Here is a 25,966-nt window from a genome sequence, read left to right as displayed (position 1 = left end):
ACGTGGTCAGCGGTTGACGACGGTCTTCGGTACGACGTAGTTGACCTTGTCGGAGGGCAGCGGGAACTCGACGTCGCCGAACGGTGAAAGTGCACCGGGGATCTCCGCCGCGAATTCCGACACCGCATGCTCGGGAACGTTGCCGTCACCGTCGCGGGGCCAACCGTTGTCGACGTAGTGATTCTTCTTTTCCTTCTCAGCCACGCCCGTATTGTGCCATGCCTCCCCCCGTCGCACCGTGCGGTGTCGTGACTCGGCTGCCGTTTTCCCGCGACCACTAGACTTGATCGAATGAGCACGGACGACCAGCGGATCGGCCTGGCCGACGATCTGGCCGCGCGCACCGACGACGATCTGCGCGATCTGCTGTCCCTCCGCCCCGATCTCGCCTCTCCCCCGCCACAGGGAACCTCGGTCCTGGCGCAGCGCGCGCTGGCCGCAGCGTCACTTGCTCTCGCGGGTGAGCAACTCGACCTGTTGACCATGGCGGTCATCGAACAGTTCATCGCCTTGTCCACCGGACCCGACGTTGCGCGCGTACCGGCGTCCGTCGACGGCGAAGCTCTGGTGGGCGCTCTGTCCGATCGGGCCGAGGCCGGCGAGATCCGTGGTCGCGTCGACGACCTTCGCCGACGCGCCGTGTTGTGGGGCGCGAACGATGCACTTCACGCCGGCGCCCACCTGGCGTCGACGTTGCCGTGGAAGGCGCTGCATCTCACCGGACCGCTCGCCCACCTCGCCCCCGACGAGATCCGCGCACTCATCGACGGCGTCGACGATCGGCAACGGGACCTGCTCTCCACACTGTCGCGCGGGCCTGCTCTCGGACGCAGTCGCGATGCCGCGCCGGGCGCCGACCCCGACAGCCCCGTCGCGCGACTGATCGCGCTCGGACTTCTCGCACGCATCGACGACCAGACGGTCGAGCTACCACCGATGGTCGGCGCGCTCATCCGCGGGGAACCCGCTTTGCGCACAGACACTCTCGCCGCCCCCGCGCTCGCCGACGAGCTCGCGACCATGCGTTTCGGCGCGCACGCGGTGGATGCCGCCGCCGGCGGTGAGGCATTGGAGTTGATCCGCCACGCCACGCAACTTCTCGACGTGCTCGGTCGAACGCCTGCAGCGGTACTGCGTTCGGGTGCGCTCGGTGTCCGTGAACTCCGCAGGCTTGCAAAAGCCACCGGCCTCGAGCAGAAACGCGTTGCATTCCTCGTCGAGATCCTCGGTCATGCCCGCCTCATCGACGTCGGGTTCCCCGACCCCCCGCCTGCTGGGGACCGCGGCGAGCAGGCATTCGCACCGACGAACGCCGCCGATACCTGGCTGCATTCGGTACCGGAAAGGCAGTGGGCCACTCTGCTCGACGCGTGGCTCTCCATGCCGCGGCGGGCGTGGCAGGTCGGCGAACCCGATCGCGACGGCAACGCCCACCCTGCGCTGTCGTCCGAGCTCTACGATTCGGCCGCACCGGCTCAACGGCACCTCATCCTCGAGCTCCTTACCGAACTCGACAGTGCGACACCGTTTTCCACCGACACCGTGACGGCGTCACTGGCGTGGCGGTACCCGCAGAGGATTCGTCGGCTCTCGCCGCGCGTCGTTGGTGAAACCCTCGCCGAAGCGCAGAGCCTCGGAGTCACCGCGCACCAGTCGTTGACCTCCGTCGGTCGAGTGGCGTTGTCGGACAACGATCCCGACGCAGTGGATTCGCAGGTGCTCGCCGCCATGCGCAAGGCACTGCCCGAACCCGTCGACCACTTCCTCACCCAGGCCGACCTGACGCTGACGGTGCCCGGTCCGATGACGCCGGATCTCAGCGACCAGGTCGAATTGGTCGCCGACCTCGAATCCGGTGGTGCCGCATCGGTGTACCGGGTATCGGAATCCAGTGTGCGGCGCGCACTCGATGCCGGTAAGACCAGCAGCGAACTCCTCACCATGTTCACCGCGCACTCGTCGACGCCGGTCCCGCAGTCGCTGACCTATCTGATCGAGGACGTCGCGCGCAAACACGGACAGCTCAGAGTCGGCATCGCGTCGGCGTTCATCCGCTGCGAGGATCCGACCATGCTGGCTGCGGTGTTGCGCAGCGACGCCGCCGAGCAGCTCGCGCTGCGGGCGCTGGCGCCGACCGTCGCGGTGTCGCCGTCTGAGGTCAGGACCGTGATCGACCGACTCCGCGATGCCGGATTCGCTCCCGCAGGCGAGGATTCGTCGGGCTCGCTCGTCGATCTGCGCGAGCGTGGGAGCCGGGTGTCATCGAGCCGCGGTCGCCGACGCGCCACGCCGCGTCGTTCGAACCCCACCTCCGAACAATTGCTGTCGGTGGTGAGTCGCATGCGATCTCACGACCGAGCAACCCGCGCCACCCCCTCCGCATCGGGAAAGGCCGACTCCGCCCCGGTGCGCGCCGTCGGCGGCGGCGAATCCACCACGGCCCTCATCCAATTGGCGCTGCGCGCCAACCGCCGACTGCTCGTCGGCTACGTCGACGCCCACGGTTCGGCGAGCAGACACGTCGTCACGCCACGGCTGCTCGGCGCCGGGCAACTCGTCGGCACCGAGGAGGGTTCCGACGACGAGCAGCACTTCACCCTGCACCGCGTCACCAGCGTCGAGTTGCTCGACAACTGACCCGACGCCAGACGACCGAGCCGGATCAGTTGGCGTCCTGGTCGGCCTTGGTGAGAATGACGTACTGCGCAGACGCCTGCTGCTGGGCGTCTGCGAGGGAATCCCCGGCCACGAGTCCGACGTAGCGGCCAACACGAACTGCGCAGTTGTACAACGATTCTTTGGTGCCACTCTTCGCACACTTGGCGCTCGACAAGCCCGCCGGGGATTCGACGGGTCGGGCACCATTGTCAGTCCAGACCGCCACGAGGGCATCACGCAACTTCGCGCCGTTGTCGCTCGTGGACGCCCGGTAGACGAAGGATTTCGCCACTGCCGTGTGAACTGAACCGAACTTGGCTGCATTCGCATAGGTCTCGCGCTGGTGCGTCGTGAAGTGCGCGATGCCCTGGGGGCCGTATACCGCGGCGATGCCGTCGGACGTATCGGCGAGCGGAAGTGCGTAGATCAGAATGTTGTTCTGGTCGAGCTTGACCTTACGCGTGTTGTCGTCGGGATTCTCATCAGGTGTCGGTGTCGCCGGAAACTTGTCGATCATGCTTGATTGCGACGTCGTGGCCTTGAGTGCCGTATCGACGGCCCAGTCGGTGTCGTTCGATCGCGCAACCGATTGCGCATACACGAGATACTGCCCATGCGGCACGAATGCAGCAGCCGCGATGTCACCCGACACCGCGCTGACCACCGAGAAAGCTCCCGACTTCGTCGCAATGGGGTCACGCTTCTTCACGACCCCGGCCGGAGCGTCCTTCGAGACTGCTTCGCTGAGATCGGCTGCTGACTTCTTTGCGGCGTCCGCCGTCTTGTAGCGCACTGCAGCGATGGTGATCCCGCGTCCGGTGTCGGTAGCAGCAGAAGACTTCGCCGACGTCGAGAATCCATATACCGCACCGGCTTTCGCCGCCTCGGCAGCGCGACCGAATACGGTCTGCAGCTCGCGGTCACTCCTTATCGGTGTCGTCGGACTCGTCCCCAGATCAAGCGATTCGTCGATCTGGAAAGGGAGCACGACGAACTCGGCCATTCGCTGCGCCTCGACGTCGACGAGTTGTTCCGGATCCGCATAGCCGAAAGGCTTCGCGGGTTCGGTCGGATACGCACCGGTATCCAGAGCGGCGACGTCGACGCTGCTCTCGACCATGGACGCCGAACTGCCAGACGTCGGATCACCACTCGCCTGGCATGCGCTGATCAGAACAGTGGCCGGAGCCAGGATTCCAATCCCCATTCGGCCTCTGAGTCCGACGCTCGGCTTCACTGTGGTCCTCTCTGTTCTGCGCGCGGGTAGCGATCACGACACGGCGACCGACGCCGCTATGGTATTGATCGAGCACATCGAGGGTTTGTTCGGGTAACCATTTATTCGTACAGTTCGGGTGACCTGCGTGACGACGACTTCGAGAGACGATGACTTCGAGAGAGAGTATGGCGATTACTGACTGGATGTTGAGTATCGACTTCGGTACCTCCAACACCGCGGCCGCGCACTCGGGGGCGACGAGTGGAGCAGTCGAGACGTTGGCATTGACGCATTCATCGAATCTGATGCGATCGGCGGTCTACATCGCCAGTCGTGACGACATCTCGGTCGGCGACGTCGCCATCAACGCTGCTGAACAGGATCCGGTCGGGTTTCTCGCCGCGCCGAAACGTCTCATCGGTCAACCGGTCGTCGCGGTGAACGGAGGCCAGTTACCGTTGTCGGTACCCATTTCGGCCGTCTTCGCGACGGTCGTCAAACGTGCGGTCGCCGCGCACGGTGGCCGCCGACCCGCGCGACTGGTGCTCACTCATCCGGAGGCATGGTCCCCTCAACAGGTCGGAGTGCTGACCGAGGCCGCGCAGTCGATCGGGATGCGCCCGGAGCAGATCTCGACGGTGTCGGAGCCTCGTGCTGCGGCGCAGTATTACACCCGCAGTCACTCCATGCGGCCCGGGAGCCGCATCGCGGTCTTCGACTTCGGCGGTGGAACCCTCGACATCGCCGTCCTCGCGGCCGAAGCCCCCGCAACCGATCGCGGCGAGTCGGCGGTGAGGTTCACCGTCCTCGCTGCCCGTGGTGACAATGGCATGGGCGGTAAGAACTTCGACGCACTCGTTCGAGGCTGGGTCGATCAGCAACTCGCTACGCGAAACCCCGACGCGCTCGAGTTTCTGCGCGGGTCGGCGCCGACCAGCGTGAAGCAGGCCCTCGACGACTCGATTCGTCGGGCCAAGGAGCTGTTGTCGGAAGCGCCGTCTGCCACTATTTCGATGGTAGGCGGGGGATTTCACGAGACGTTCCACATCACCCGCGCCGAATTCGACGAGTTGATCGGACCGGTCGCCGACAGAGCCGTCGCACTCGCCCGCGCAACACTCGCCGATGCCGGGATCACCGACCCCGGTCAACTCGACGCCCTCTACCTGACCGGCGGGTCGTCGCGGGTGCCGCTCGTGCACCAGCGCTTGCAGGAAGTCGGCCCGGTTGCCACACTGGACGATCCGAAAACCGTTGTCGCGCAAGGCGCACTCGTGGCGGTGCAGACGCCTCGCCACTCAGAGGCGGCACAGCCGGTTGCCCCCGACCTCATGTCGTCCTGGCAGCAGGGAAGTACTGGCCAGGCAGCGCCACCTGTCGCCGGGCCCGCAGCCGACCCGGGCGCCGGACCGGCCCCCGCACCACAGACGACTGGCACGAGCCGGACCCGATACGCGATGATCGGCGCCGCAGTCGTCGTGGTTGCGGCTGCCGTCGCCGTCGGTGCGTACTTCGGACTGAGCGGCGGTAACGACCCCGCGTCCGATTCAGCCGCAGCGGCTCCGACATCAGCGCCTCCTACAGCCGGTGGCGATTCCGGGAATTCCGTTGAAGAGATCAAGGCGGGAATGCCGTCGGCACTTCGGAACTCGGTCCAGCAGTGCACACTCACGGAGCAGAAGACGTCGGCGGGGACCGCTGTGATGAATTGCTATGTCCGACCGGGCAGCGATGCGGGCACCGGGCTCTCGTCCTCAGTCCGGATCTCTGCGTACCTCAGCACCGCCGAGGCGCGCAACAACATCGATTCCATCCTCAACAATTCCGATGGGGAACTCGGCGATCAACTGGTCACCAACACGGCACGTACGGCAGCCGGCGAGATCGACGGCGGCGCGACAGCGGATATCACCTATGCCAATACGGTCAGCGGGCTCGGTGTGTCCACCAATGGCATCGCGGACGTCTCCGCCGCTCGACAGTTCCTGTCCAACAGCGGACTCATCCGTGAGTGAGAACGTCGCCACTCACGCCGGCTCGCGAGTCACCCCGCCAGCGCGGCCTCCGGCTCGGCGTCGTGTGCGTCGCCGATGGGTCGCTTGACGTTGATCAGCAGGCCCGTCAGAGCCGCGACGCCCGCGAGGATGGCTGCGGCAACGTAGAACCCGATGCTCTGCCCGTGCACGAGCGCCTGCGCCTGCATCGCTTTCGCGTCGGCGGGTCCGCGGACCGACGCCAGGTGAGCTGTCGCGTACGACGCCGCCGCGGTCGCCGCGATCGTGTTGAGCAGTGCGGTACCGATGGCACCGCCCACCTGCTGTGACGTGTTGACCATGGCGGACGCCACGCCCGCATCACGCGGTTCGACACCGTAGGTCGCCAGGTTCATCGACGTCATGAAGACCGTGCCCATTCCCATGCCGAGGAGGAACAGTGCGGGGAAGACCACACTCCAGTACCGCGTCGACTCGGCCGAGATCTGACTGAGCAGCAGCATCCCGCATGCGGCGAGCAGCGCGCCGGGCACGAGTAGGAACCGCGGCGGCACGCGCGTGATGAGCCGCACCGCGATCTGGGTGGACCCGACCAGCATGCCGCCGACCATCGGCAGGAAGGCCACACCTGCCATCAGCGGCGAATAGTGATGCACCACTTGCATGTACAGCGTGAGGAATAGGAACGAGCCGAACATCGCAACCACCGACAATCCGACGGCGAGGTAGGCGCCGCCACGCGCACGGTTCGCAACGACACGCAGCGGGAGCAACGGATGACTGCTGCGTGCCTGCCATGCGACGAACGCCACCAGCAACAGCACCGCGGCGGTCAGACAGATGACGGTCCCCGTGTCGCCCCAGCCCTCTTCTGCTGCCCGGCTGAACCCGTAGACGACGAGTGCGAGTCCGCCTCCGCCCAGGATCACACCGAGTACGTCCAGCCCGGGAGCATGGTTGTGAGCACGCGCCGGTTCCTTGATCTCGACGATCGCCCCGAAGAGCGCGATCGCGGCGAACACCACGTTGATGTACATCGTCCAGCGCCAATCGAGCACCTGGGTGAGGAATCCGCCGAGCAGCAGACCGACCGCAGCACCGCCGCCCGCAATCGCGCCGAAGATGCCGAACGCCTTGGCACGTTCCTTGGGCTCGGTGAACATCACGGTCAACAGCGACAACGCGGCCGGAGCCAGCAGTGCACCGAACGCTCCCTGCAGCGCGCGCGACCCGAACAGCATGCCCTGGTTCACCGCGGCTCCACCGAGGGCGGATGCCAGCGCGAAGCCCACGAGTCCGACCATCAGTGCACGACGGCGGCCCCACAGATCGGCGATGCGTCCGCCGAACAGCAGCAGACCGCCGAACGCCAACGCATACGCTGTGATCACCCACTGTTGGTTGGCGTCGCTGATCCCGAGATCGACCTTGGCGTCGGGCAGCGCGATCTGGACGACGGTACCGTCGAGCACCACCATCAACTGCGCGATGCAGATGAAGACGAGCGCCTTCCAGCGCCGGGGATCGGGTTCGGCTGATCGGGCCGTCGCCGACATCTCAGTGGTCGATTCGGTGGTCGATGAAGACTCAGAAGTGGACATCTGCTGGTGACTCGCTTGTCTCGAGGTCCGTGGAACTATCCGGAGGTCCGTACTCCGGATAGCCTACGCCGGGGCCCTCACCTGCGACAGTCGCGCATAGGGCGCATTACGGACATAGCGCCGGAGCGCGTGTACCGACCACCGGACCCGCCACCGCCGACGGCCGCGCGCATACAATCGACCGGGTGACTGATGGACCCCTGATCGTGCAATCCGACAAGACGCTGCTCCTCGAGGTGGATCACCCCGATGCCGCGGCAGCGCGCGGTGCGATCGCCCCCTTTGCCGAACTCGAGCGTGCTCCCGAGCACGTGCACACCTACCGGGTGACGCCACTGGCGCTGTGGAATGCGCGTGCCGCTGGCCACGACGCCGAGCAGGTCGTCGACGCGCTCGTCTCCTATTCGCGCTACGCGGTGCCCCAGCCGTTGCTGATGGACATCGTCGACACGATGGGGCGCTTCGGAAGACTGCAACTCGTGAAGAGTCCGGTGCACGGCCTGACCCTGGTGAGCTTCGACCGTGCGGTACTCGAGGAGATCCTGCGCAACAAGAAGGTCGCCCCGATGCTGGGTGCGCGGATCGACGACGACACGGTCGTCGTGCATCCCTCCGAACGCGGCCGGCTCAAGCAGGTGCTGCTCAAGGTCGGCTGGCCTGCCGAGGATCTCGCGGGGTATGTCGACGGCGAGGCACACCCGATCACTCTGGAACAGGACGAGTGGCATCTGCGTGACTATCAGGAAATGGCCGCCGACTCGTTCTGGGCGGGAGGTTCGGGCGTCGTCGTACTCCCGTGTGGCGCGGGCAAGACGATGGTCGGCGCCGCCGCGATGGCGAAGGCGCAGGCGACCACCTTGATCCTGGTGACGAACACCGTCGCGGGACGGCAGTGGAAACGTGAGCTGATCGCGCGCACGTCGCTCACCGAGGAAGAGATCGGGGAGTATTCGGGCGAGCGTAAGGAGATCCGTCCCGTCACCATCGCCACCTATCAGGTGATGACGCGAAAGTCGAAGGGCGAGTACAAGAATCTCGATCTCTTCGACTCGCGCGACTGGGGTCTCATCGTCTACGACGAAGTGCACCTGCTACCCGCACCGGTGTTCCGGATGACCGCCGACCTCCAGTCGCGGCGTCGACTCGGCCTGACCGCGACGCTCGTCCGTGAGGACGGACGTGAGGGTGACGTGTTCAGCCTGATCGGACCCAAGCGGTACGACGCCCCGTGGAAGGACATCGAGGCGCAGGGGTGGATCGCACCCGCTGACTGCATCGAGGTGCGGGTGACCCTGACCGACGAGGAACGTCTGCAGTACGCCGTCGCTGAGAACGAGGAGAAGTACAAGCTCTGTTCGACGGCGCACACGAAGGTCAACGTCGTGAAATCGATCCTGGCCAAACATGCCGGATCGCAGACGCTGGTCATCGGCGCGTACATCGATCAGCTCGAAGAGCTCGGTCGCGAGCTCGACGCTCCGGTCATCCAGGGCTCGACGAAGAACAAGGAGCGCGAGGCCCTGTTCGACCGATTCCGGTCCGGTGAACTACAGACGCTCGTCGTGTCGAAGGTCGCGAACTTCTCCATCGATCTGCCGGAGGCGTCGGTCGCGGTGCAGGTGTCGGGAACGTTCGGCTCGCGTCAGGAGGAGGCCCAACGTCTCGGACGCCTGCTGCGTCCCAAGAAGGACGGTGGTCAGGCGCACTTCTATTCGGTGGTCTCGCGTGACACCCTCGACGCCGACTACGCGGCACACCGGCAGCGCTTCCTTGCCGAACAGGGCTATGCCTACCGCATCACCGACGCCGACGACCTGCTCGGCCCGGCCATCGGCGAGGAGTCCGCGGGCTGATCCTGCTGGTGCAGATCTGCTCACTCACGCCAATGCCTCGAGGCAGTACCCGATCGAGCGCGGTTCGCTGAACTCCCACTTGGTGAGGTCGTCTGCGCATTCGACGCCGCCGTCGGCACGTTGCACCGTGCGCGCGACAACCGTCGCCGAGTGTGGTGTTGCGGCGCAGTCGACCTCACGGTAGTCGACGAGACGCCCGCCGGGTGTCGGGACCTGGTAGCACTGTCCGGTAATGAAATTCGGTGTCATACAGAGCTTCTGGTCGCCCTTGTCGAAGGTCAGACCTGCACTGTTCTTGCTCACGCAACCTGCATCGGACGGAACCTTCGCAGCGACATAGAACGTGAGATCGTCACCGCCACAGTCGGTGTGCGTCGCCTTCACGTTCCCGTCGTCGTCCGTGGACGCACCGATCGCGACGCACTGCCCGACGTCGACGTCGGCGGCGTCGTCGACGATGTCGTCACCGACCGTGACCCCGCACGCGGCGACGAGCGTGAGGCCCATGCAGGCACCGACCGCGCCGACGCGCCACCCTATGCGCCAGAGCGGACCGGGCAGGACGTGGGTGCTGGGGGGAGTGAACATCGCGAATCCTCTCGACGGTGACACCGACTGTCGGCGCCACGGCAACATTCGCTCCGTGAGCTTGCGGGGTTCTTGTCATCGACTTGGTGTTTGCGGCGTGGACTTGGCGTTCGAGCGTGGACTCGGCGTTCGAGGCGCGGGCGGGTGCATCGAACATCCGACGTGTGACAGCCTGGGACCATGACCGTCGAGCGCCTGAGACCGTTCTCCAGCACGATCTTCGCCGAGATGTCGGCTCTCGCCGTGCAACACGACGCCGTGAACCTCGGACAGGGCTTCCCCGACACCGATGGTCCCGCGTCGATGCTGACCGCTGCGAAGGACGCGATCTCGGCGGGGCGAAACCAGTACCCGCCGGGTATCGGAGTGCCCGAACTGAGGGCAGCGGTCGCCCGGCATCAGCGCGAACACTACGGACTCGACTACGACGCCGACACCGAGGTGCTCGTCACCGTCGGCGCGACCGAGGCCATCGCGGGTGCGATCGTCGGCCTGGTCGAGCCGGGCCGCGAGGTAGTGATGATCGAGCCGTACTACGACTCCTATGCGGCGACCGTGGCGATGGCGGGAGGCGTGCGTCGCGTCGTCCCGCTCGTCTCCGACGGACACGGCTTCCGCCTCGACCGGGAACGACTCGCCGACGCCTTCGGTCCGAAAACCTCGGTGGCGCTGATCAATTCACCGCACAATCCGACCGGGACAGTGCTCTCCGACGACGACCTCGCCGCGATCGCGAGCCTCTGCGTCGAACACGACGTCGTCGCGGTGACCGACGAGGTCTATGAACACCTGCTGTTCGACGGGCGCACCCACACGCCGTTGGCCACACTGCCCGGTATGCGTGAGCGCACATTGCGGATCTCCAGCGCGGCGAAGACATTCAACTGCACCGGCTGGAAGGTCGGGTGGATCAGCGGGCCTGCCGAACTGGTCGCTGCGGCGCGTGCGGCGAAACAGTTCATGACCTACGTCGGCTCCGGCCCGTTCCAACCCGCCGTCGCCAGCGCGCTCGACACGGAGATGGAGTGGGTGCGCAGGTCGGCAGCAGAGCTCGAAGCCAAACGCGACCTGCTGACCGGGGCGCTCGTCGACTCCGGATTCGACGTACACCGCAGCGAAGCAACGTATTTCGTCTGCGCCGATCCTCGCCCGCTCGGCTATTCCGACGGCGTCGAGTTCTGCTTCACGTTGCCGGAACGGATCGGCGTCGCCGCGGTACCGGTCAGCGTGTTCGCCGACGACAAAGAGCCCTGGAACCACCTGGTGCGATTTGCGTTCTCCAAGCGCGACGAGGTGATCACGGAGGCCGCGCGACGCCTGCGTCGACTGTGATGACGCGTCAGATGCGCACGACCATCTTGCCGATGTTCGCTCCGCGCATCATGTCGAGGAAGGCATCGACCGCGTGGTCGATCCCGTCGACGACCGTCTCGTCGTAGACGACCTCCCCCGAGGCCAGCCAGTCGGACATCTTCGCGGTGAACTCGGGCGCCTTGTCGAAGTGATGCCCGACGGTGAAGCCACGCAGAGTCAGTCCTCGGGTGATGATGTTGGACATGTTGTCGGGCCCGGGAATTCGCTCGGTGGAGTTGTAGGCGACGATCGCGCCACACAGCGCCGCACGCCCACCGTCGTTGAAGACGTCGAGCGCCGCCTCGAGGTGATCGCCTCCGACGTTGTCGAAGTAGACGTCGATGCCGTCGGTCGCCGCGGCGCGGAGTTGCTTGCGGATCGGGCCGTCCTTGTAGTTGAGCGCGACGTCGAATCCGTAACGCCCAGTGAGCAACTCGACCTTCTCGGCGCTACCGGCCGAGCCGATGACCGCCTTGGCGCCGAGTAGTCGTGCGATCTGGCCCGCGGCGGTCCCCACGGCGCCCGCCGCGCCGGAGATGAAGACGACGTCGCCCTGCTTCATGTTCGCGATCTCGGTCAGTCCGACATAGGCGGTCAGTCCGGTCATGCCGAGCACACCGAGATAGAGCGACGAGTCGAAAGCCTTGTCGCCGTTGGCGTCTGTGGGCGGCTCCGGAAGGACGGTGAATGCCGTGGCGGGCCCCTGCGCCACGTCGCGCCAGCCCAGCTGGTGCAGCACCAGCGCGCCCACCGGCACGTCGTCGGAACGCGAGTCGACGACCCGCCCAACCGCACCCCCGGTCATCGTCTCGTCGAGTTTGAACGGCGGAACATAACTGCGGGTGTCGATCATCCGCCCACGCATGTACGGGTCGACGGAGACGAACTCGTTGGCCACGCGGACCTCACCCGGCGCGAGGTCGTCGAGCGTCACCTGCACCGTGCGGAAGTCGCTGTCCTTCGGCCAGCCGACCGGGCGATTCACCAATTGGATCTGCGTGCTCGTTGTGCTCATATCTCCACTCTCCTCGTATTTCGGTTACATGGGTTCTGTTGGATGGGTATGGGACCAGACGTTCGGATCATGCGATGAGTGCCGCGGCCAAGAGGACGACCGCGACCAGCGGTGTCGCGAGTTGGGTCAGTGCGGCTCGCGCCTTCGCAGGCGACGACACCAGCAGGACCACGCCTGCTGCGACCATCGAGCCGCAACCTGCGAAGATCAGCGCAGCACCGACGTCGCGGTGGGTGAAGACGAGCACCGCACCTACCGCGGCGATCACGGCGAGGAACAGATTGTAGAAACCCTGGTTGAAGGCCATGTCACGAGTGTTGGCGGCCTCGTCGGCCGAGAGTCCGAAGGTGCGCCTGGTGGCCGGCGCCGTCCATCGCAGCGACTCCATGACGAAGATGTAGCAGTGCAGCGCGACGGCCACACCCACGAATATGACTGCGGCCACGATCATCCGACTCTCCCTGACTCCGATTATGTACTGGTCATTACACTATAAGCATAGTAGAATGGTCGTTGCAATAAGTTCTCGAACGAGGAGATCGCCGTGGGCCGCACCGCCACCTTCGACAAGGCCGAGCTCGTCGGCGTCGCACGCGATCTGTACTGGCGACGCGGTTTCGGAGAGGTGTCGGTGACCGACATCGAGAAGGCGACCGGGGTGGGACGGTCGAGCATCTACCACGCCTTCGGAAGCATGCGCGGACTGTTCGACGCCGCAGTCGAGGACTATCTGGACACCGTCGTCCGACCACGCCTGGCCGGCCTCGTCGACGACGACGTCTCCGCCGATGCGCTCATCGACTACCTCGCGGGTCTCCGCGATGCCATTCTCACGATCGCGCAGACGGGCGGCGCTCCGGCGGGATGTCTGATCCTCACTGCGTCGGCTACTCCGATCGGCTCCGATGAGACCGTTCACGCCGTCATCGAGAGTTATCGCGCCGAACTCGCATCGGCGGTTTTACGCGGCGTGCGGGCTCTGCTCCCAGATGCGACACCGAGCGACGTCGACCACCACACGCGGCTGACCGTGGCCGCGATCATCGCGGCACAGTGCTTGGCCCGCATCGACTCCACTGAGGCGGCGCGCACGCTCGACGCGGCAGCCGAGACCCTGAGAGCCGCGGCGCTAGACCGGTAGACCCGCCTCGAGGAGGTCGATGGCCTCGAGGAGCGTATCGAGCAGCTGCCCGTCGCGCGGGTCCTCGATGTCGTTGGCGATGTGGAACATCATCCCGCCCACAGCTGCGATGAACACCCGCAGCCGCCGGCTGTCACGGTCGACGCCGAGGTAGTCGCCGATGAAGTCGGCGGCCTCGGAGATCGCGCGGTCGGACTCGACCTGGTTGACCAACAGCAGCGCCGGCTCGGACTGGATGAGTTTCATCCGTGCCGGGTCCGAGGCCCAGTCGTCGGCGAGGACGAGTCCCACGAGCGTCCGCACCATCGCACGCAACAGGTCGAAGCGCCCGAGGCCTGGGGGATCGATGTGAGCGCGTCCTGCCACACCTCGTCGAGGTCGTCGCTGACGACGACCTGCTCCTTCGACTGGAAATAGCGGAAGAACGTGGTGTGGGAGACCTCGGCCGCCTCGGCGATCTGGGCGACGGTCGTCTGCGCGTATCCCTGAGCGTCGAACAGTTCCATCGCCGCAGCACGAATCGCAGCACGGGTCCGTCGTTTGTGTTTCTCGCGCAAGCCGATCGGCCGGTCGGCGACATCCCCGACGTGCGTGACCGAGGCGGGTGCGGAAGCCACCGCTGCCGTACTCGACGCCTCGGTCATCGCAATCCTCTCTCGCGGTCAGCTCGACGCCGCGACGACCTCTCGGGACTCGGCGCTGCTCTCCTGCGGGATACCGCGGTCGCGCACCTTCTCACCCTCGATGTCGAGGTTGGGAACCAGCTTGTCCAGCCATCGTGGCAGACCCCACGCCCGATCGCCCAGCAATGCGATCACCGCGGGCACCACGATCATCCGGATGATGAAAGCGTCGAACAGCACCGCGATCGCGAGTGAGAAGCCGAGCATCTTGGCGGTCGTGTCCGGCGAGAGCATGAAGGCCGCGAACACGCTGATCATGATGATCGCGGCGGAGGTCACGACCCGGGCACCGTGGCGGTAGCCGGCGACGATCGCGTCCTTGGCGGTCATGCCGTGGATGTACTCCTCCCTGATGCGGGTCACCAGGAAGACCTGATAATCCATCGCGAGGCCGAACACCACACCGATCAGGAAGATCGGCAGGAACGACAGGATCGGCTTGGTGTTGTCGATCAGACCGAACCAACCCTCCTGGAAGATCGCGACCGTGACGCCGAAGGTCGCCAGGACCGAGAAGATGAAGCCGACCGTTCCGATGAGGGGCACCCAGATCGACCGGAACACCGCGATCATGATCAGGAACGCGAGGCCGACCACCACGATCAGATACGGGATGAGCGCCTTGTCGAGCTTGGCCGAGAGGTCGGACATGATGGCTGTCTGACCGCCGACGTGGAGCTCTGCACCCGCCCGCTCGGCGTCGGGGCTGAACGCGCGGATCTGTTCCATGAGGTCATGCGTCGCCTCGTCCGACGGTGCGCTGTTGGGGGTGACCGAGATCAGAGCGGAGTTCGCGCCGACGTTCGGCTGCGGTGTCCCGTTGCCGATCCACGTCAACGTCGACGCGTTGGCGACGTCGGGCAGCGTCTTGATGTGCGCGACGGTCTCGGTGGCCGCGTTCTCCACCGTGCCGCCCTCCGAGTGCAACACCACGAGCAGCGGCCCGTTGATGCCCTCGCCGAATCCGCGCTGCAGCAGCGCCTGCGCAGGCGCTTCGTCGTCGCTGGAGAGCGACAGTCCGAGTTGGAGCTTGCCGACCGGGATCGCCGCGAGTACCAGCACCGCAAGTCCGGCGACGATGAACGGGATCGGCCGTCGGACCACCATGCGACCGAACCGGACTCCGTTCGTGTCGGCGGTGTCGGACTCCTCTGCATGCTTGATCCACGGGATGCGCGGGGTGAACGCGAACCGGCCGACGGCACCGAGCAGGGCGGGAATCAAAGTCAGCGCCGCGAGAACAGCCATGAACACCGCGACCGCTGCGCCCGCGCCCATCTGCGTGATCAAGGGGATACCGACGACCATCAGCGCCACGACGGCGATGATCACCGTCAGTCCCGCGAAGACCACCGCGGAGCCCGCCGTACCGACTGCCCGACCGGCGGCGTCGGCCCTGTCACCACCGCGTTTCACCTCGCCGCGGTAGCGGGACACGATGAACAGCGCGTAGTCGATCGACACCGCGATGCCGAGCATCGTGACAATCGCCGTCGCGGTCTCGTTGACGGTCAACACCTCGGCCGACAACCGCAGGAGCATGATCGTGATCAGCACACCCATCAGGCCGGTGATCAGCGGGATGAACGCGGCGACCAGTGCCCCGAAGGCGACGATCATCACCACGAACGCGATGGCGAATCCGATCAGCTCGGCCTTGCCGCCTGCCTCCATCACACTCATCAACGAACCGGTGGCCTCGACCTGCAACCCGTTTCCGCGATGCTTCTCCAGGATGTCCGTCAACTGTTTCTTGTTGTCGACGGTGAGGTCCGTCAGCTCGATGTTCTGCCTCACCTGGATCAGCCCCACCTTGCCGCCGTCGCCGAGGACAGAGGACGCGAGCTCGGGTTTGGCGGCCGCAACGGTCACCGGGTTGAGCACCGTGGCCTCGTCGGTGAGATCGGGCAGCGTGTGCAGGTCGGCGACAAGGGCGTCGATCTGCGATGAGTGATTGGCGAGTCCGTCGTCGGCGGCGACGAGGACGCTCGTCGATGCCTGCGACTGCTGCTTCATCACCTGCGGGAAGTACTCCTCGACCTGCGACGTCGCGGTTCCCGAGTCGGTTCCCGGAAGGTCGAAGTCCTTGGCGAACTTGGGGTTCAGCGCACCGACGAGCCCGATCAACAGAGCGGCGATCAGCACCCAGGCGCCGATCACCCACCACTTGTGGCGGAACGAGAATCGCCCCACCCGGAACAACAACGACGCCATCAGCGATCTCCCTGGAACTGTCGGTGGCAAGAACTGTTAGTGACTAACACTTGTGCTCCGGTATACATACGGCCATCTCGACGCGCCACCTCCGAGCGGAGATTGTGATCGACGTCCTACGGTCCTCGCCTCCCCACGATCAACCGGATCCGGCATACGAACGCTTGTTCGATCAACGTGTAGACTTCGGGGCATGAGCGCAGGAGTCCAGGGATCGATTTTCGATCTCGACGCCGAGTCGCCTCGTCTCGGCGATCTCGGACAACACGTCGAACGACGCACACTGACCGACGGCGCGTGGGCGGATCTGCGACCGGGATGGATCACCGGCAGCGTCGACCTGTTCGACGCGCTGCGTACCGCAGTGCCGTGGCGAGCCGAGCGTCGTCGGATGTACGACAGGGTCGTCGACGTTCCGCGGCTGGTCTGCAATTACCGAGCGGGCGACGAACTGCCCGACCAACTCCTCGACGACGCCAGGTCGGCGTTGACCGCCCACTATCGCGACGAGTTGCCCGAGGGCTTCGCCACGGCGGGCCTGTGTCTGTATCGCGACGGGTCGGATTCGGTTGCGTGGCATGGCGATCGGTTCGGTCGCGGTGCCACGCACGACACGATGGTCGCGATCGTGTCGCTCGGTTCGCCACGTCCGTTGGCGCTGCGGCCGCGCGGCGGCGGGACGTCGTTGAAGTTCATGCTGTCGGCCGGCGATCTGTTGGTGATGGGCGGGAGTTGCCAGCGCACCTGGGAGCATGCGGTACCCAAGGTTCGCGGGGTCGGCGCACGGATGAGCGTGCAGTTCCGACCTCCCGGCGTCTGGTGATCCCACCCGCGTCCGTGCGCGGAACCTTTCCGGCTTCGTCTGCGTCAGAGTTGCTGCCGCCGGTGACAGCCGGCGGAGTCATCTGACCCAGGGGGCCTCCATGAGTCCGAGCGATCTCGTGCCCGACTTCGTGACGAAGACGGCCGACAGCATTCACGATCAGCTGCGATTCGGTGTCGACGCCGACGAGATCACGTCGATGGCGGCATGCTGGCGCGCGCAGGGCTCCGCCGTCGCCGACATCGAACTCGGCGCATTGTCGGCCGCCACCGGTTCGGAAAGCAGCGTCGTGGCCGCACTCCACAGCGCACACTCTGCGGCGTCCCCGACCCTCGCGTCCGTCGCGACGCGGCTACGCACCCTCGGCAACCACCTACGGACGTTCAACGACTCGACCACCGCTGGCGATGCCGCCGCAGCAGCATCGTTGCGCAGCCTCGCGGAGCGGTGATGTCTCCGACCATCTCGCTACTGCGCTCGTGGAGCACCGATTCGATGACGGCCGCGGGCGACGCTGCGCAGTCCGCCGCCGCAACTCTCGATGCCGCGCTCGATGCCACCGCCCGTGCATTCGACGGGGCGATGCTCTGGCGGGGTGCCACACACGATGCCGCCCATGTTCGCGTGACGCAGGAGCGCGATCACGCCGATGAGGTGCGCAACGTGTTGAACCAGATCGCCGACGAGGCCAAAGACGCCGCGGCCGACATCGCGCATGCCCGCGACTACGTCCTGCGCCAGGTTGCGAGCGCACTCGCCCAGGGCTTCACCGTCTCCGACACCGGAGAGGTGAGCCGCGTCGGGAACTCCGCGGAAGATGATTCCGCCGACGATGACTCGGCCGAGAACGACAAGGCCTCGAGCCTGCAGGCCCAGATTCAGCACGGACTGAACACGGTTGGCGCGTACGACACCGACTATGGGAGCCGGATCGCCGACCTCGCCAGTGATCTCGCCACGATGGTCAACGGGCAACCCGATGTCCGGCTCCCCGACGGCACGTATACCGACGCCGACGATCTGGTCAGGCGATTGTCGATGATGCGACCAACAGAGATACGCGCGACGCTCGAGGCCATGAGTCCCTCCGATGTGCGTCGGCTCGTCGCTGCCGACCCGATCGCGATGGGCAGACTCGACGGTGTGCCATTCCCGTTGCGTGCCAACGCAAACGAGGTCAACATCCGCAACGCCCTCGCCGATGAACGGCAAGCCGGTCGGGGGAACGGCCCCCGCGCAAAGAGACTGATCGAGTTCCTGCGTCAGATCCCCGATCCGCGTCAGGCCGCAGGCTTCGACGATCCGCGCGCAGGGGATGGCGCGGACGATCACCTGGTCGAGCGATCATTCATCGTCTTCGACAACACCGAGAACGGTCACTTCATCGAGATGATCGGTCAATTGGCGCCGGGCACACCCAACGCTGCGGTGTACGTACCGGGAACGGGAACGAACATGAACGACAGCACGTCGAACACGAAATCGGCGTGGAACCTGTCGAAGCGCACCGGTGGCCCCGTCTTCGTCTACGCCGACGGCGACCTCCCGCAGAAAGTGGGATACGAGGGTTGGCCGACGGTTGTCTCCGATGCTCTCGCTGGTGGGGCGGTGGGCGGACGCGCGCTCGGTCCGGCCGGAATCGTTCCCGGGGCAGTGCTGGGTTCGGTGTCCGCGGTGGCCTCGTCGGTCAACGACTCCGCTCTCGATCCGCAGCTCGCACGCGACATGGCACCAGGGTTGGTGGGTTTCAGTCACGCGCTCGACGCCGAGATCGAGGCCACATGTCCGGGCGCGAAGACCACCTATATCGGTCACTCCTACGGCGGATCCGTCGTCGGGTCCGCCGAACAGCTGGGGCTGCGGGCGGACCGCGTGATCTATGCGTCGTCCGCGGGCACGGGAGTGTTCGATACGCCGTGGAGCGACCGCGACGTCGAGCGCTATTCGCTGACGGCGCCGGGCGATCTCATCCAGGCGTCGCAGTCGCTACCCGGCAACCCGCACGGCGCCGATCCCGACACAGCCGAGGGCGTCATACGCATGGATACCGGCTTCTACGGCGAGCACAACTCGGAGAAACACGGGTTGGTGCAGGGGCTGAAGGGACACGGCGAGTACTGGAACGATCCCGATTCCGACGCCTTCGAGAACATGGCGAAGGTGGTCCGCGGCGAGACGCCGACGCCCTACGTCGAACGCGCGGCGGACATGCCCGGCAGCGACACAGCACACACCTACGCCCGGCGCGCCGCCGATGCCGCGGAGGTCGCCGAGACCGTCGTGCCGCCGCTGGTCGCACTAATCGACGAACTCCGCAACGGCCAGATCCACCTGCCACATGTTCCCGACGTTCCGCTGCATCTACCGCGATGAAGAACTTCCGGTCAGTTGCCGGAATGCCTCGACGAGCCGGTCGCCATTCGGATGGCGGGGCCGAGCAGACCCGAGATCAAGCCGCTGATCGACAGCGGCGTGTGCCCGTCGAGTCCGATCGGGGCGTACATCTCGGTGATCTCGCTACGTCCGCGCATGACGCGGCGGTCCACCGCTGTCCAGTGCTCGCTCTCCTGCTCCGACGCGTCGATCGCGGCGCCACTCGCAAGAACCGGGTAGCGACCGCTGCGCGCGAATTCGCACAATCGTGCACACTCGTTGACCGGATCGCCGATGACGGTGTACTCGTAGCGCCGTTCGGCTCCGATGTTGCCGGCGAAGACAGTGCCGTAGGAGACCCCGATGCCCCACCGGATGTCGAGAGCCTCGGTCAGCCCCCTGGCCAGATCACGCGCAGCGGCAAGCGCTGCCGCAGCAGGATCGTCGAGTTCGACGGGAGCGCCGAACACTGCGAGCGCAGCGTCGCCCTCGAATTTGTTGACGAAGCCACCGTGCCGGTCCACCACGTCGGCGACCACGGAGAAGAACGAATTGAGCAGCGCGGCGGTGTCCTGGGGTGCACGGTGCTCGGCGAACGAAGTCGAGCCGACGATGTCGACGAACAACACGCCGACCTGGCAGTTGGACCCGTGCATGCCCACGCCGTGTTCGATCGCCAGTCGCGCGACGGTGTCGCCGACGTGTCGTGCGAACAGTTCGCGCATCCTCTCACGCTCGTCGAGACCCTCGACCATCTCGTTGAACCCGTGCTGAAGCACTCCGAGTTCCGAGGAGTCGTAGACGTCGACGTGGGTCGTGAGGTCGCCGTCCTGTACCTGTTGCACGGCGTGCCGCAGTTCGGTGAGCGGGTCGATGATGGCCTGCCCGACCAGCATGATGACACGGACCCCTGCCGCGAGGCCGACTGCGGCGAGGACCACGGTCGTCCAGTCGATCCGGCCGACGGCCGGCGGCAGGAGTCCCGACCATCGTCCGATGTTGATGATGAGCAGTCCTGTCATCGGCACGAGGCAACTGATCGCCCACACCGCCGCCATCCGGGCACGCACACCTTGGACGGCATGCGTTGCGGGTTGATCCTGCAGCGCGATGATCAGCAGCGGACGGGCCGATCGTTCGGCGAAGAGGTAGGTGAGGCATCCGATCGACACCCCGGCGAGGGCGAAGGCGACCGCCACGCCGAGCAGGTCGTCGGCGGTGAGCTTGTCCAACGACAGCAGCACGTAGCTCAGCACTGCGAGCAGCCAGCCGACCATCGTCGCGGCCGCCTGCGCGAACGGGATCCGCTGCACGGAACGTCGACGAGCACGGTCGGCGAGATTGCCGCTGATGAACCACCGCAGCTGTGGCGTCATCACTCCGAGCACGAAGAAGATGTTGACGATGAGCCCGACCACGATCGCAGCGACGACCGCCGGGAAGTTGGGCGCGCCAAGCGTGGTGGCGAACGTCATCCGACCGCCGTTGTAGGCGAGTTGCACCAGCAGGAACGTTTCGAGACCGACGAGTACATTGCTGCCGACGATCGCGGAGCCCGCGATCAGGCTTGCGCGACGTGCGAGGCGGATCCGCTCGGCGCGACCGATATCTCCCCACTCGCGCAGCGTCGGCGGCCGCTCGACGCCCCAGACGAATGTCGAGTATCGACGCCGCGCGCGAGACCACTTGTCGTCATGGTCGCCCGAGTCGCGTTGCGGTTGCACCGTGACGCCTTTCTGCCTGCTTTGTCACAAAAGACTACTCATTGTGACAGCAGACAAAAGCCGGCGCCGTTCCAAGGGGACGGAGGAACAGCGCCGGCTTCGAACTCGCACGTGACGTCGATGATCCGACGATGAGCACGAGTGGTCTGACGAGGGATCAGGCCTGGGACTTGACCGCCTCGATCTCGAGGTTGATGGTGACCTTGTCGCCGACCACGACGCCGCCGCCCTCGAGAGGCATTTCGATGTCGATGCCGAAGTCCTTGCGGTTGAGCACGGTGCTGGCCTCGAAGCCCGCGACCTCTCCCTGGCCCATGCCCGCGTTCGAGCCGTTGAACTCGAGTGCGAGATCGACCGACTTGGTCACACCGTGCAGCGTGAAGTCGCCGGTGAGCACGAAGTTGTCACCATCGGGGCGCACGCTCGTCGATACGAAGGTGGCCTTCGGGAACTTCTCGGCGTCGAAGAAGTCAGCGGACTTGATGTGGCCGTCGCGCTGCGGGTTGCCGGTGGTGATGGTCGTGACGTCGATCTCGGCCTGCACCGACGGCGTGCCGTCCTCGGCGACGGTGATGGTGCCGCTGAAGGTCTCGAACTTGCCGCGCACCTTGCTCACCATGAGGTGCTTCACGACGAAGCCCACGGTCGAGTGGGTGGGATCGATGTTCCAGACGCCGGCCTCGATGGGGGCCTTGACGGTGCTTGTGGTCATGGTGAAACTCCTCGGCTTCTTGTCGATTTCTCGTTGTGGTCCGTGGACCGTCTCTCCGGCCCATCAGTCATTCTAAACGGACCGCGGTCCGATTTCATTCCGATGGGTCAGATTTTTTACTTCCAGGCGAATACCGGCTGCTCAAAGCCGTCGACCCGAGTGTCCCTCCCTCGCAGCACAACTTCGACGAACTGATAGATCACTGCAGCGGTCGGCGCATGGAGCAACGCCGAGCGGCCGCTGGGCGAGTGGTCGTCGGGGTCGCGGCGCAGCCCTGGAATCGGGAGTTGGATCACCGGGCGGGGCGACTCGGGGATGGTGATGAACCGGGGTTCGTCGAGCAGGTCGTCGAGAGGTACGAAGAACAGCTCGGACACCTCATCCGGGCTAGGCGACGGAGCCGAAGCATCCTGTGCCCAACACACGACGGGCGTCATCACAAAGCCGGATCGCGTGGGGTAGTCGTCGAGTAGTCCGAGTACGTCGTCGGGATGGAGGGCGACCCCGAGTTCTTCCTCGAGTTCACGTAGTGCGGCGTCGATGACCCCTTCTCCCGGATCGAGTCGCCCGCCGGGAAGGGCGAACTGCGCGGCATGCTTGCGCATGGTCAGTGGGCGTCGCAAGATCCAGATCCCCTGCCTGTCCGCCTGACTCGAGATCACGATGGCGACGGCAGCGGGGCGCGCTTCGGGATCGTCGACGACGCGGCGCTCGAGCGCCGCCAGGCGATCAGTGGCAATCGTGCGATCGATGGATGTCACACATCCAGTTGACCATGACCCGACACTCGCTCACGATGGGCGGCTCCGGGCGCTGACGATACGCCGACGAGCGGTGGACGTCGTCGTTCGCACACGCGCGGCGTTCCTAGAATGAGGCGATGACCGATGTACGGACGGTTCGCGCGCGCAAGCTCGTCGATGCGATCGCCGTGGCAGCAGGCGTCCTCGTCGCGTTTGTAGCGATGCCCCCGCTCGCGAGAATCAGCCGCGACTGGCTCGGCCTCCCGGAGCCGACCGCGGCCCCGCTGGATTACCCGCAGAGCAGACCACTCATTGCCACGTACTGGCTGCCCTGGCTGGTCGCGTGGGTCGTGTTGATGATCCCTGCGATCGCGCTGATCATCCCGGTACGCACCCGACGCTTCGGCGTGGGATACGCCATCGCATTCGCTGTTGCCGGCGGCATGGTCGGCCTCGTGGCGTCCTGGTTCACCTGGGGACTCGGATGAGACCGGACGCTCGGATCAGACCGACTCGAGTGCCTGCATACCGCGGACTCCGCTACCGAGGGCAGTGCGCGGTATGACCGACCTCGGCAACTGGATCGGCGCGTCAGTCACCTACGACGAGATCGGCGCTACTCGCGGAACGCTCCCTTCAGATGCCCACGTGAGCCGCGCAGAACGCGTCGTCGGCCGAGGCGAATCCGACTTCAGGACCATCGGGGACGCGATTCTTCGGTACGAAATGCACCGAGGTGCTGGACTAACCGTACGGGCGAGCACCCCGTCGGCCCGGGTGGGCACGGTAATGATGTGCTCCGCATGGTTTCTCGGACCCATCCGCGTCCCGTGCCGAGTGGTGTACGTCGTCGACGAACCCGATTGCTCCGGATTCGCCTACGGCACGCTACCCGGTCATCCCGAAAGTGGCGAAGAATTGTTCGCGGTGGAATGGCGAGCCGACGACTCTGTGGTGGCGACGATCTGCGCCTTCTCACGTCCTGGTCGTTGGTATACCCGACTCGGTGGACCGATCGCGCGTACCGTCCAGGCGCTGATGACGCGGCGCTACCTAAACGCGGTGGAACATATAGCGGCGACGCGGCAACGCAGTGCCTGAATACAAGAAAACCACCTGTTGCCAGGTGGTTTTTCTCAGTGGCCAGGGCCGGGATCGAACCGGCGACCTTCCGCTTTTCAGGCGGACGCTCGTACCAACTGAGCTACCTGGCCGGAAGGTCCGGTGCGACACCGGAAACCTTTGGCGACCCTGACGGGACTCGAACCCGCGACCTCCGCCGTGACAGGGCGGCGCGCTAACCAACTGCGCCACAGGGCCATGTTCAATTTTCCTGCTCCCCCGTAGGGGCTCAGTTGTACCCCCTACGGGATTCGAACCCGCGCTACCGCCTTGAAAGGGCGGCGTCCTAGGCCGCTAGACGAAGGGGGCCGGTTCTCCGTTGGGAGCCGACTCAGCTTAGGACACCGCTCGCGCAATTCACAAATCGCCTGGTCAGGCCGCATTTCGCGCGAGAAGGCGCCCTGTGGACACCATACCCGGTTCGGGCGTGAAGGGCATCGACAATTCCATCCGGACCGTCAACGCACCGCTGCCAGGCAGACCTGTAAACTCACATCCTGCGTCGGCCACCGCGTCGAGGCACCCGCCCCTATAGCTCAGTTGGTAGAGCTACGGACTTTTAATCCGCAGGTCGTAGGTTCGAGCCCTACTGGGGGCACTCGTCATCGCGAGGCGCTCACTACGCCGGCGTTCCGCTGAACGCCCTCACGCCGCCAAGGTCCTCGTCGTCGAATCGTCGCGACTGCTGGCGGCCTGCTTGAACCTTCACGCGGCGTACAAGACCTCGGTCGTGTATCCGAGGTCGAGCCGTCCGGGGTTCTCGGGCACCACCGCGCCGTCGGCGATCGCTGCCGGCCGCCATCCCTGAGCCGCACTGATCGACGGCGCCCGCTCGATCACGGTCCCATCGACCTGCCGATGAAATATGAACTGCTGCAACGCATGCGCCTCGATCGAGAACTCGCCTCGGTGTAGCGCTCGGTGATGCGACGAACACAGCAGCACCAGGTTGTCGGGCGTCGTGGCCCCGCCACGCGACCAGAACCGGACGTGATGCGCGTGCAGGTGCCGTGTCCGTCCGCATCCCGGGTAGCGGCACCCGCCGTCACGGTCCAGAATCGCCCGCAAGGTCCGCGTCGACGGCACCCGCGTTCGACGCCCCCACGACGTCACCGTCCCCCTCCGATCATGGCGGACGTCGGTCGTCGTGCCGGAGCACGACACCTCAGCCACCTCCACCGCCGACAGGGCCGGACCACCCTCGACGTGCGCATCGGGAGCGACTGCCGCGGTGCGGTCAGCTACGCCCTCGCCGCGCTCATGCGTGTGGACGACCACTTCGGCACCCGGCGTGAACGTGGGCACCTCGATCGCTGACTGCATCGTCTCTGCCATCAGCACCACCGCGGGTGCGATGTTCGCAGGCGTGTGGCGCCACAGCCGTCTATCCGCAGGCTCGAGACCGGCCTCCTCGATGTCGGCTTCGCGATCTGCCCCACCGGCTCGTTCGATCTGTGCGGCCACGAGATCGGCGACGGTCGGACCGCGGTCGTCGGACCCGGACGTCCGCGTGCGCTCGTACTCGGCGCGGACCGTCGCCGCCATGAACGACGCCCCGTCTACCGCCGACAAACGCATCCGCACCGACAGGGTGCCGTCGGAATTCCACTCCCACGACGCGGTTGATTCGACCTCACCCTCGGTGGCCTCGCGCTCCCGCTGATCTATGGAGCGGATAGCCCGGACCACCCGCTCGAGTTGGGCGGCGTCGGCGGACAACGCGACGTTGAGCAGTTCGTCCTCGCGGTCGGGTGTCACGACGCGAGTCAGTGCACGCACTTTCGAGTACGACAACCGCCCCTGCGCGAACGCCACACGTATCTTCGGCAATTCGTCGAGGGTGCGTGCCACCCGCACGTACTCCTGCGCGGTTCGCGTCGACAGCCCGGTCCGCAACGTCAACCAGTGTGCGCACGAGATGATCCCGTCACCCGACCAGCCGGTGCGTCGGTCGAATTCTGACACCAGGAGCAGGAACCGGGCAGTCATACTCGCGATCTGGCCCGCGTAGCCTTCCAGCCGGTCGGCGATCTCCCCCACCGCCAGCTCGCACGGATCAGCCTCGTCGAATATGTCTGTGCTGCCGCCGGCCATGGCCACCCCTGGAGATCGATGATGTGTTCGATAAGGGCATCGTATCGGCGGGTACT

21 protein-coding genes, 4 tRNA genes and 1 pseudogene are annotated in these 25,966 nt (G+C 65.8%); 11 read left to right on the top strand and 15 right to left on the bottom strand.

All coding sequences use genetic code 11. From position 1 onward, the window contains the following. Positions 1-6: 6 nt before the first annotated feature. The gene (locus tag GOOTI_RS24160) at positions 7-237 is read right to left on the bottom strand and encodes a hypothetical protein (protein WP_007241227.1); all 231 of its coding nucleotides are present in this window, start codon (positions 235-237) and stop codon (positions 7-9) included. A gap of 54 nt (positions 238-291) precedes the next feature. Between GOOTI_RS24160 and GOOTI_RS24155 the strand changes: the two genes are divergently transcribed. Next, on the top strand, positions 292-2,637 hold the full coding sequence (locus GOOTI_RS24155; protein WP_007241226.1) for a helicase-associated domain-containing protein: 2,346 nt from the start codon (positions 292-294) through the stop codon (positions 2,635-2,637). Between the two features lie 25 nt (positions 2,638-2,662). Here GOOTI_RS24155 and GOOTI_RS24150 read toward each other — a convergent pair whose 3' ends face one another. Beyond that, a complete protein-coding gene (locus tag GOOTI_RS24150) occupies positions 2,663-3,865 on the bottom strand; it encodes a DUF7373 family lipoprotein (RefSeq protein WP_138985381.1) in 1,203 nt (400 codons plus the stop codon). Positions 3,866-4,062: 197 nt separating this feature from the next. On the opposite strand from GOOTI_RS24150, the gene GOOTI_RS24140 reads away from it, so the two are divergent. Beyond that, complete coding sequence (locus GOOTI_RS24140) at positions 4,063-5,892, top strand: Hsp70 family protein (RefSeq protein ID WP_007241223.1); 1,830 nt, start codon at positions 4,063-4,065, stop codon at positions 5,890-5,892. A gap of 29 nt (positions 5,893-5,921) precedes the next feature. Here the strand turns inward: GOOTI_RS24140 and GOOTI_RS24135 are convergent, their stop codons facing one another. Beyond that, positions 5,922-7,427, bottom strand: coding sequence for an MFS transporter (locus tag GOOTI_RS24135; protein ID WP_007241222.1), 1,506 nt, complete (start codon positions 7,425-7,427; stop codon positions 5,922-5,924). A 230-nt stretch (positions 7,428-7,657) separates the two neighbouring features. Between GOOTI_RS24135 and GOOTI_RS24130 the strand changes: the two genes are divergently transcribed. Beyond that, positions 7,658-9,325, top strand: a complete 1,668-nt coding sequence (locus GOOTI_RS24130; protein ID WP_005174246.1) for a DNA repair helicase XPB — start codon at positions 7,658-7,660, stop codon at positions 9,323-9,325. A 24-nt stretch (positions 9,326-9,349) separates the two neighbouring features. Here the strand turns inward: GOOTI_RS24130 and GOOTI_RS24125 are convergent, their stop codons facing one another. Beyond that, entirely contained in the window at positions 9,350-9,913 is a 564-nt protein-coding gene (locus GOOTI_RS24125) for a hypothetical protein (protein ID WP_007241221.1), read from the bottom strand. Positions 9,914-10,093: 180 nt separating this feature from the next. Here GOOTI_RS24125 and GOOTI_RS24120 point away from each other — a divergent pair, with 180 nt between their 5' ends. After that, on the top strand, positions 10,094-11,245 hold the full coding sequence (locus GOOTI_RS24120) for a pyridoxal phosphate-dependent aminotransferase (protein WP_007241220.1): 1,152 nt from the start codon (positions 10,094-10,096) through the stop codon (positions 11,243-11,245). Between the two features lie 7 nt (positions 11,246-11,252). On the opposite strand, the gene GOOTI_RS24115 is transcribed toward GOOTI_RS24120, so the two are convergent. Both GOOTI_RS24115 and GOOTI_RS24110 read right to left on the bottom strand, forming a co-directional pair. Next, on the bottom strand, positions 11,253-12,281 hold the full coding sequence (locus GOOTI_RS24115) for an NADP-dependent oxidoreductase (protein WP_007241219.1): 1,029 nt from the start codon (positions 12,279-12,281) through the stop codon (positions 11,253-11,255). A 67-nt stretch (positions 12,282-12,348) separates the two neighbouring features. Next, positions 12,349-12,732 (bottom strand): DUF1304 domain-containing protein, encoded by a 384-nt coding sequence (locus tag GOOTI_RS24110; protein WP_007241218.1) that lies wholly within the window; start codon positions 12,730-12,732, stop codon positions 12,349-12,351. A 93-nt stretch (positions 12,733-12,825) separates the two neighbouring features. Here GOOTI_RS24110 and GOOTI_RS24105 point away from each other — a divergent pair, with 93 nt between their 5' ends. Next, on the top strand, positions 12,826-13,422 hold the full coding sequence (locus tag GOOTI_RS24105) for a TetR/AcrR family transcriptional regulator (protein ID WP_007241217.1): 597 nt from the start codon (positions 12,826-12,828) through the stop codon (positions 13,420-13,422). On the opposite strand, the pseudogene GOOTI_RS24100 reads toward GOOTI_RS24105, so the two are convergent. Beyond that, positions 13,411-14,066 (bottom strand): annotated as a pseudogene (locus GOOTI_RS24100) (TetR family transcriptional regulator). The gene GOOTI_RS24105 and the pseudogene GOOTI_RS24100 overlap by 12 nt on opposite strands. 18 nt (positions 14,067-14,084) lie before the next feature. Further along, the gene (locus GOOTI_RS24095) at positions 14,085-16,319 is read right to left on the bottom strand and encodes an MMPL family transporter (RefSeq protein WP_007241214.1); all 2,235 of its coding nucleotides are present in this window, start codon (positions 16,317-16,319) and stop codon (positions 14,085-14,087) included. A gap of 193 nt (positions 16,320-16,512) precedes the next feature. Here GOOTI_RS24095 and GOOTI_RS24090 point away from each other — a divergent pair, with 193 nt between their 5' ends. The 3 genes from GOOTI_RS24090 (at position 16,513) to GOOTI_RS24080 (ending at position 19,515) form a co-directional block, all read left to right on the top strand. Next, entirely contained in the window at positions 16,513-17,142 is a 630-nt protein-coding gene (locus GOOTI_RS24090) for an alpha-ketoglutarate-dependent dioxygenase AlkB (RefSeq protein ID WP_007241213.1), read from the top strand. A gap of 100 nt (positions 17,143-17,242) precedes the next feature. Next, positions 17,243-17,593 carry a hypothetical protein gene (locus GOOTI_RS24085; protein ID WP_007241212.1) on the top strand — a complete coding sequence of 117 codons (351 nt, stop codon included), beginning with the start codon at positions 17,243-17,245 and terminating at the stop codon, positions 17,591-17,593. Then, on the top strand, positions 17,593-19,515 hold the full coding sequence (locus tag GOOTI_RS24080; RefSeq protein WP_007241211.1) for an alpha/beta hydrolase: 1,923 nt from the start codon (positions 17,593-17,595) through the stop codon (positions 19,513-19,515). The genes GOOTI_RS24085 and GOOTI_RS24080 overlap by 1 nt, the downstream gene beginning before the upstream one ends. An 11-nt stretch (positions 19,516-19,526) precedes the next feature. On the opposite strand, the gene GOOTI_RS24075 is transcribed toward GOOTI_RS24080, so the two are convergent. The 3 genes from GOOTI_RS24075 to GOOTI_RS24065 form a co-directional block, all read right to left on the bottom strand. Continuing rightward, entirely contained in the window at positions 19,527-21,239 is a 1,713-nt protein-coding gene (locus GOOTI_RS24075) for an adenylate/guanylate cyclase domain-containing protein (protein ID WP_007241210.1), read from the bottom strand. Positions 21,240-21,396: 157 nt separating this feature from the next. Beyond that, entirely contained in the window at positions 21,397-21,951 is a 555-nt protein-coding gene (locus tag GOOTI_RS24070; protein WP_007241209.1) for a YceI family protein, read from the bottom strand. Positions 21,952-22,067: 116 nt separating this feature from the next. Beyond that, positions 22,068-22,712, bottom strand: a complete 645-nt coding sequence (locus GOOTI_RS24065; protein WP_007241208.1) for an NUDIX hydrolase — start codon at positions 22,710-22,712, stop codon at positions 22,068-22,070. 119 nt (positions 22,713-22,831) lie between these two features. On the opposite strand from GOOTI_RS24065, the gene GOOTI_RS24060 reads away from it, so the two are divergent. Together GOOTI_RS24060 and GOOTI_RS24055 are read left to right on the top strand one after the other, a co-directional pair. Next, a complete protein-coding gene (locus GOOTI_RS24060) occupies positions 22,832-23,182 on the top strand; it encodes a hypothetical protein (protein ID WP_007241207.1) in 351 nt (116 codons plus the stop codon). Positions 23,183-23,255: 73 nt separating this feature from the next. Next, complete coding sequence (locus tag GOOTI_RS24055) at positions 23,256-23,795, top strand: DUF1990 domain-containing protein (RefSeq protein ID WP_007241206.1); 540 nt, start codon at positions 23,256-23,258, stop codon at positions 23,793-23,795. 39 nt (positions 23,796-23,834) lie between these two features. Here GOOTI_RS24055 and GOOTI_RS24050 read toward each other — a convergent pair. From GOOTI_RS24050 to GOOTI_RS24040, 3 genes are all read right to left on the bottom strand, one after another. Beyond that, positions 23,835-23,908: transfer RNA gene (locus tag GOOTI_RS24050), tRNA-Phe, on the bottom strand. Positions 23,909-23,937: 29 nt separating this feature from the next. Beyond that, positions 23,938-24,014, bottom strand: a tRNA-Asp gene (locus GOOTI_RS24045). 38 nt (positions 24,015-24,052) lie between these two features. Beyond that, positions 24,053-24,125: transfer RNA gene (locus tag GOOTI_RS24040), tRNA-Glu, on the bottom strand. A 216-nt stretch (positions 24,126-24,341) separates the two neighbouring features. Here GOOTI_RS24040 and GOOTI_RS24035 point away from each other — a divergent pair. After that, positions 24,342-24,414: transfer RNA gene (locus GOOTI_RS24035), tRNA-Lys, on the top strand. A gap of 107 nt (positions 24,415-24,521) precedes the next feature. Here GOOTI_RS24035 and GOOTI_RS24030 read toward each other — a convergent pair. After that, positions 24,522-25,910, bottom strand: a complete 1,389-nt coding sequence (locus tag GOOTI_RS24030; protein WP_007241205.1) for an HNH endonuclease — start codon at positions 25,908-25,910, stop codon at positions 24,522-24,524. Positions 25,911-25,966: the final 56 nt, after the last annotated feature.

Source organism: Gordonia otitidis NBRC 100426, from assembly GCF_000248075.1.
In the GTDB taxonomy this organism is placed as follows: Bacteria; Actinomycetota; Actinomycetes; order Mycobacteriales; family Mycobacteriaceae; genus Gordonia; species Gordonia otitidis.
The sequence above is the reverse complement of the archived record's forward strand: the minus strand, read 5'-3'. Positions and strand labels throughout refer to the sequence as shown.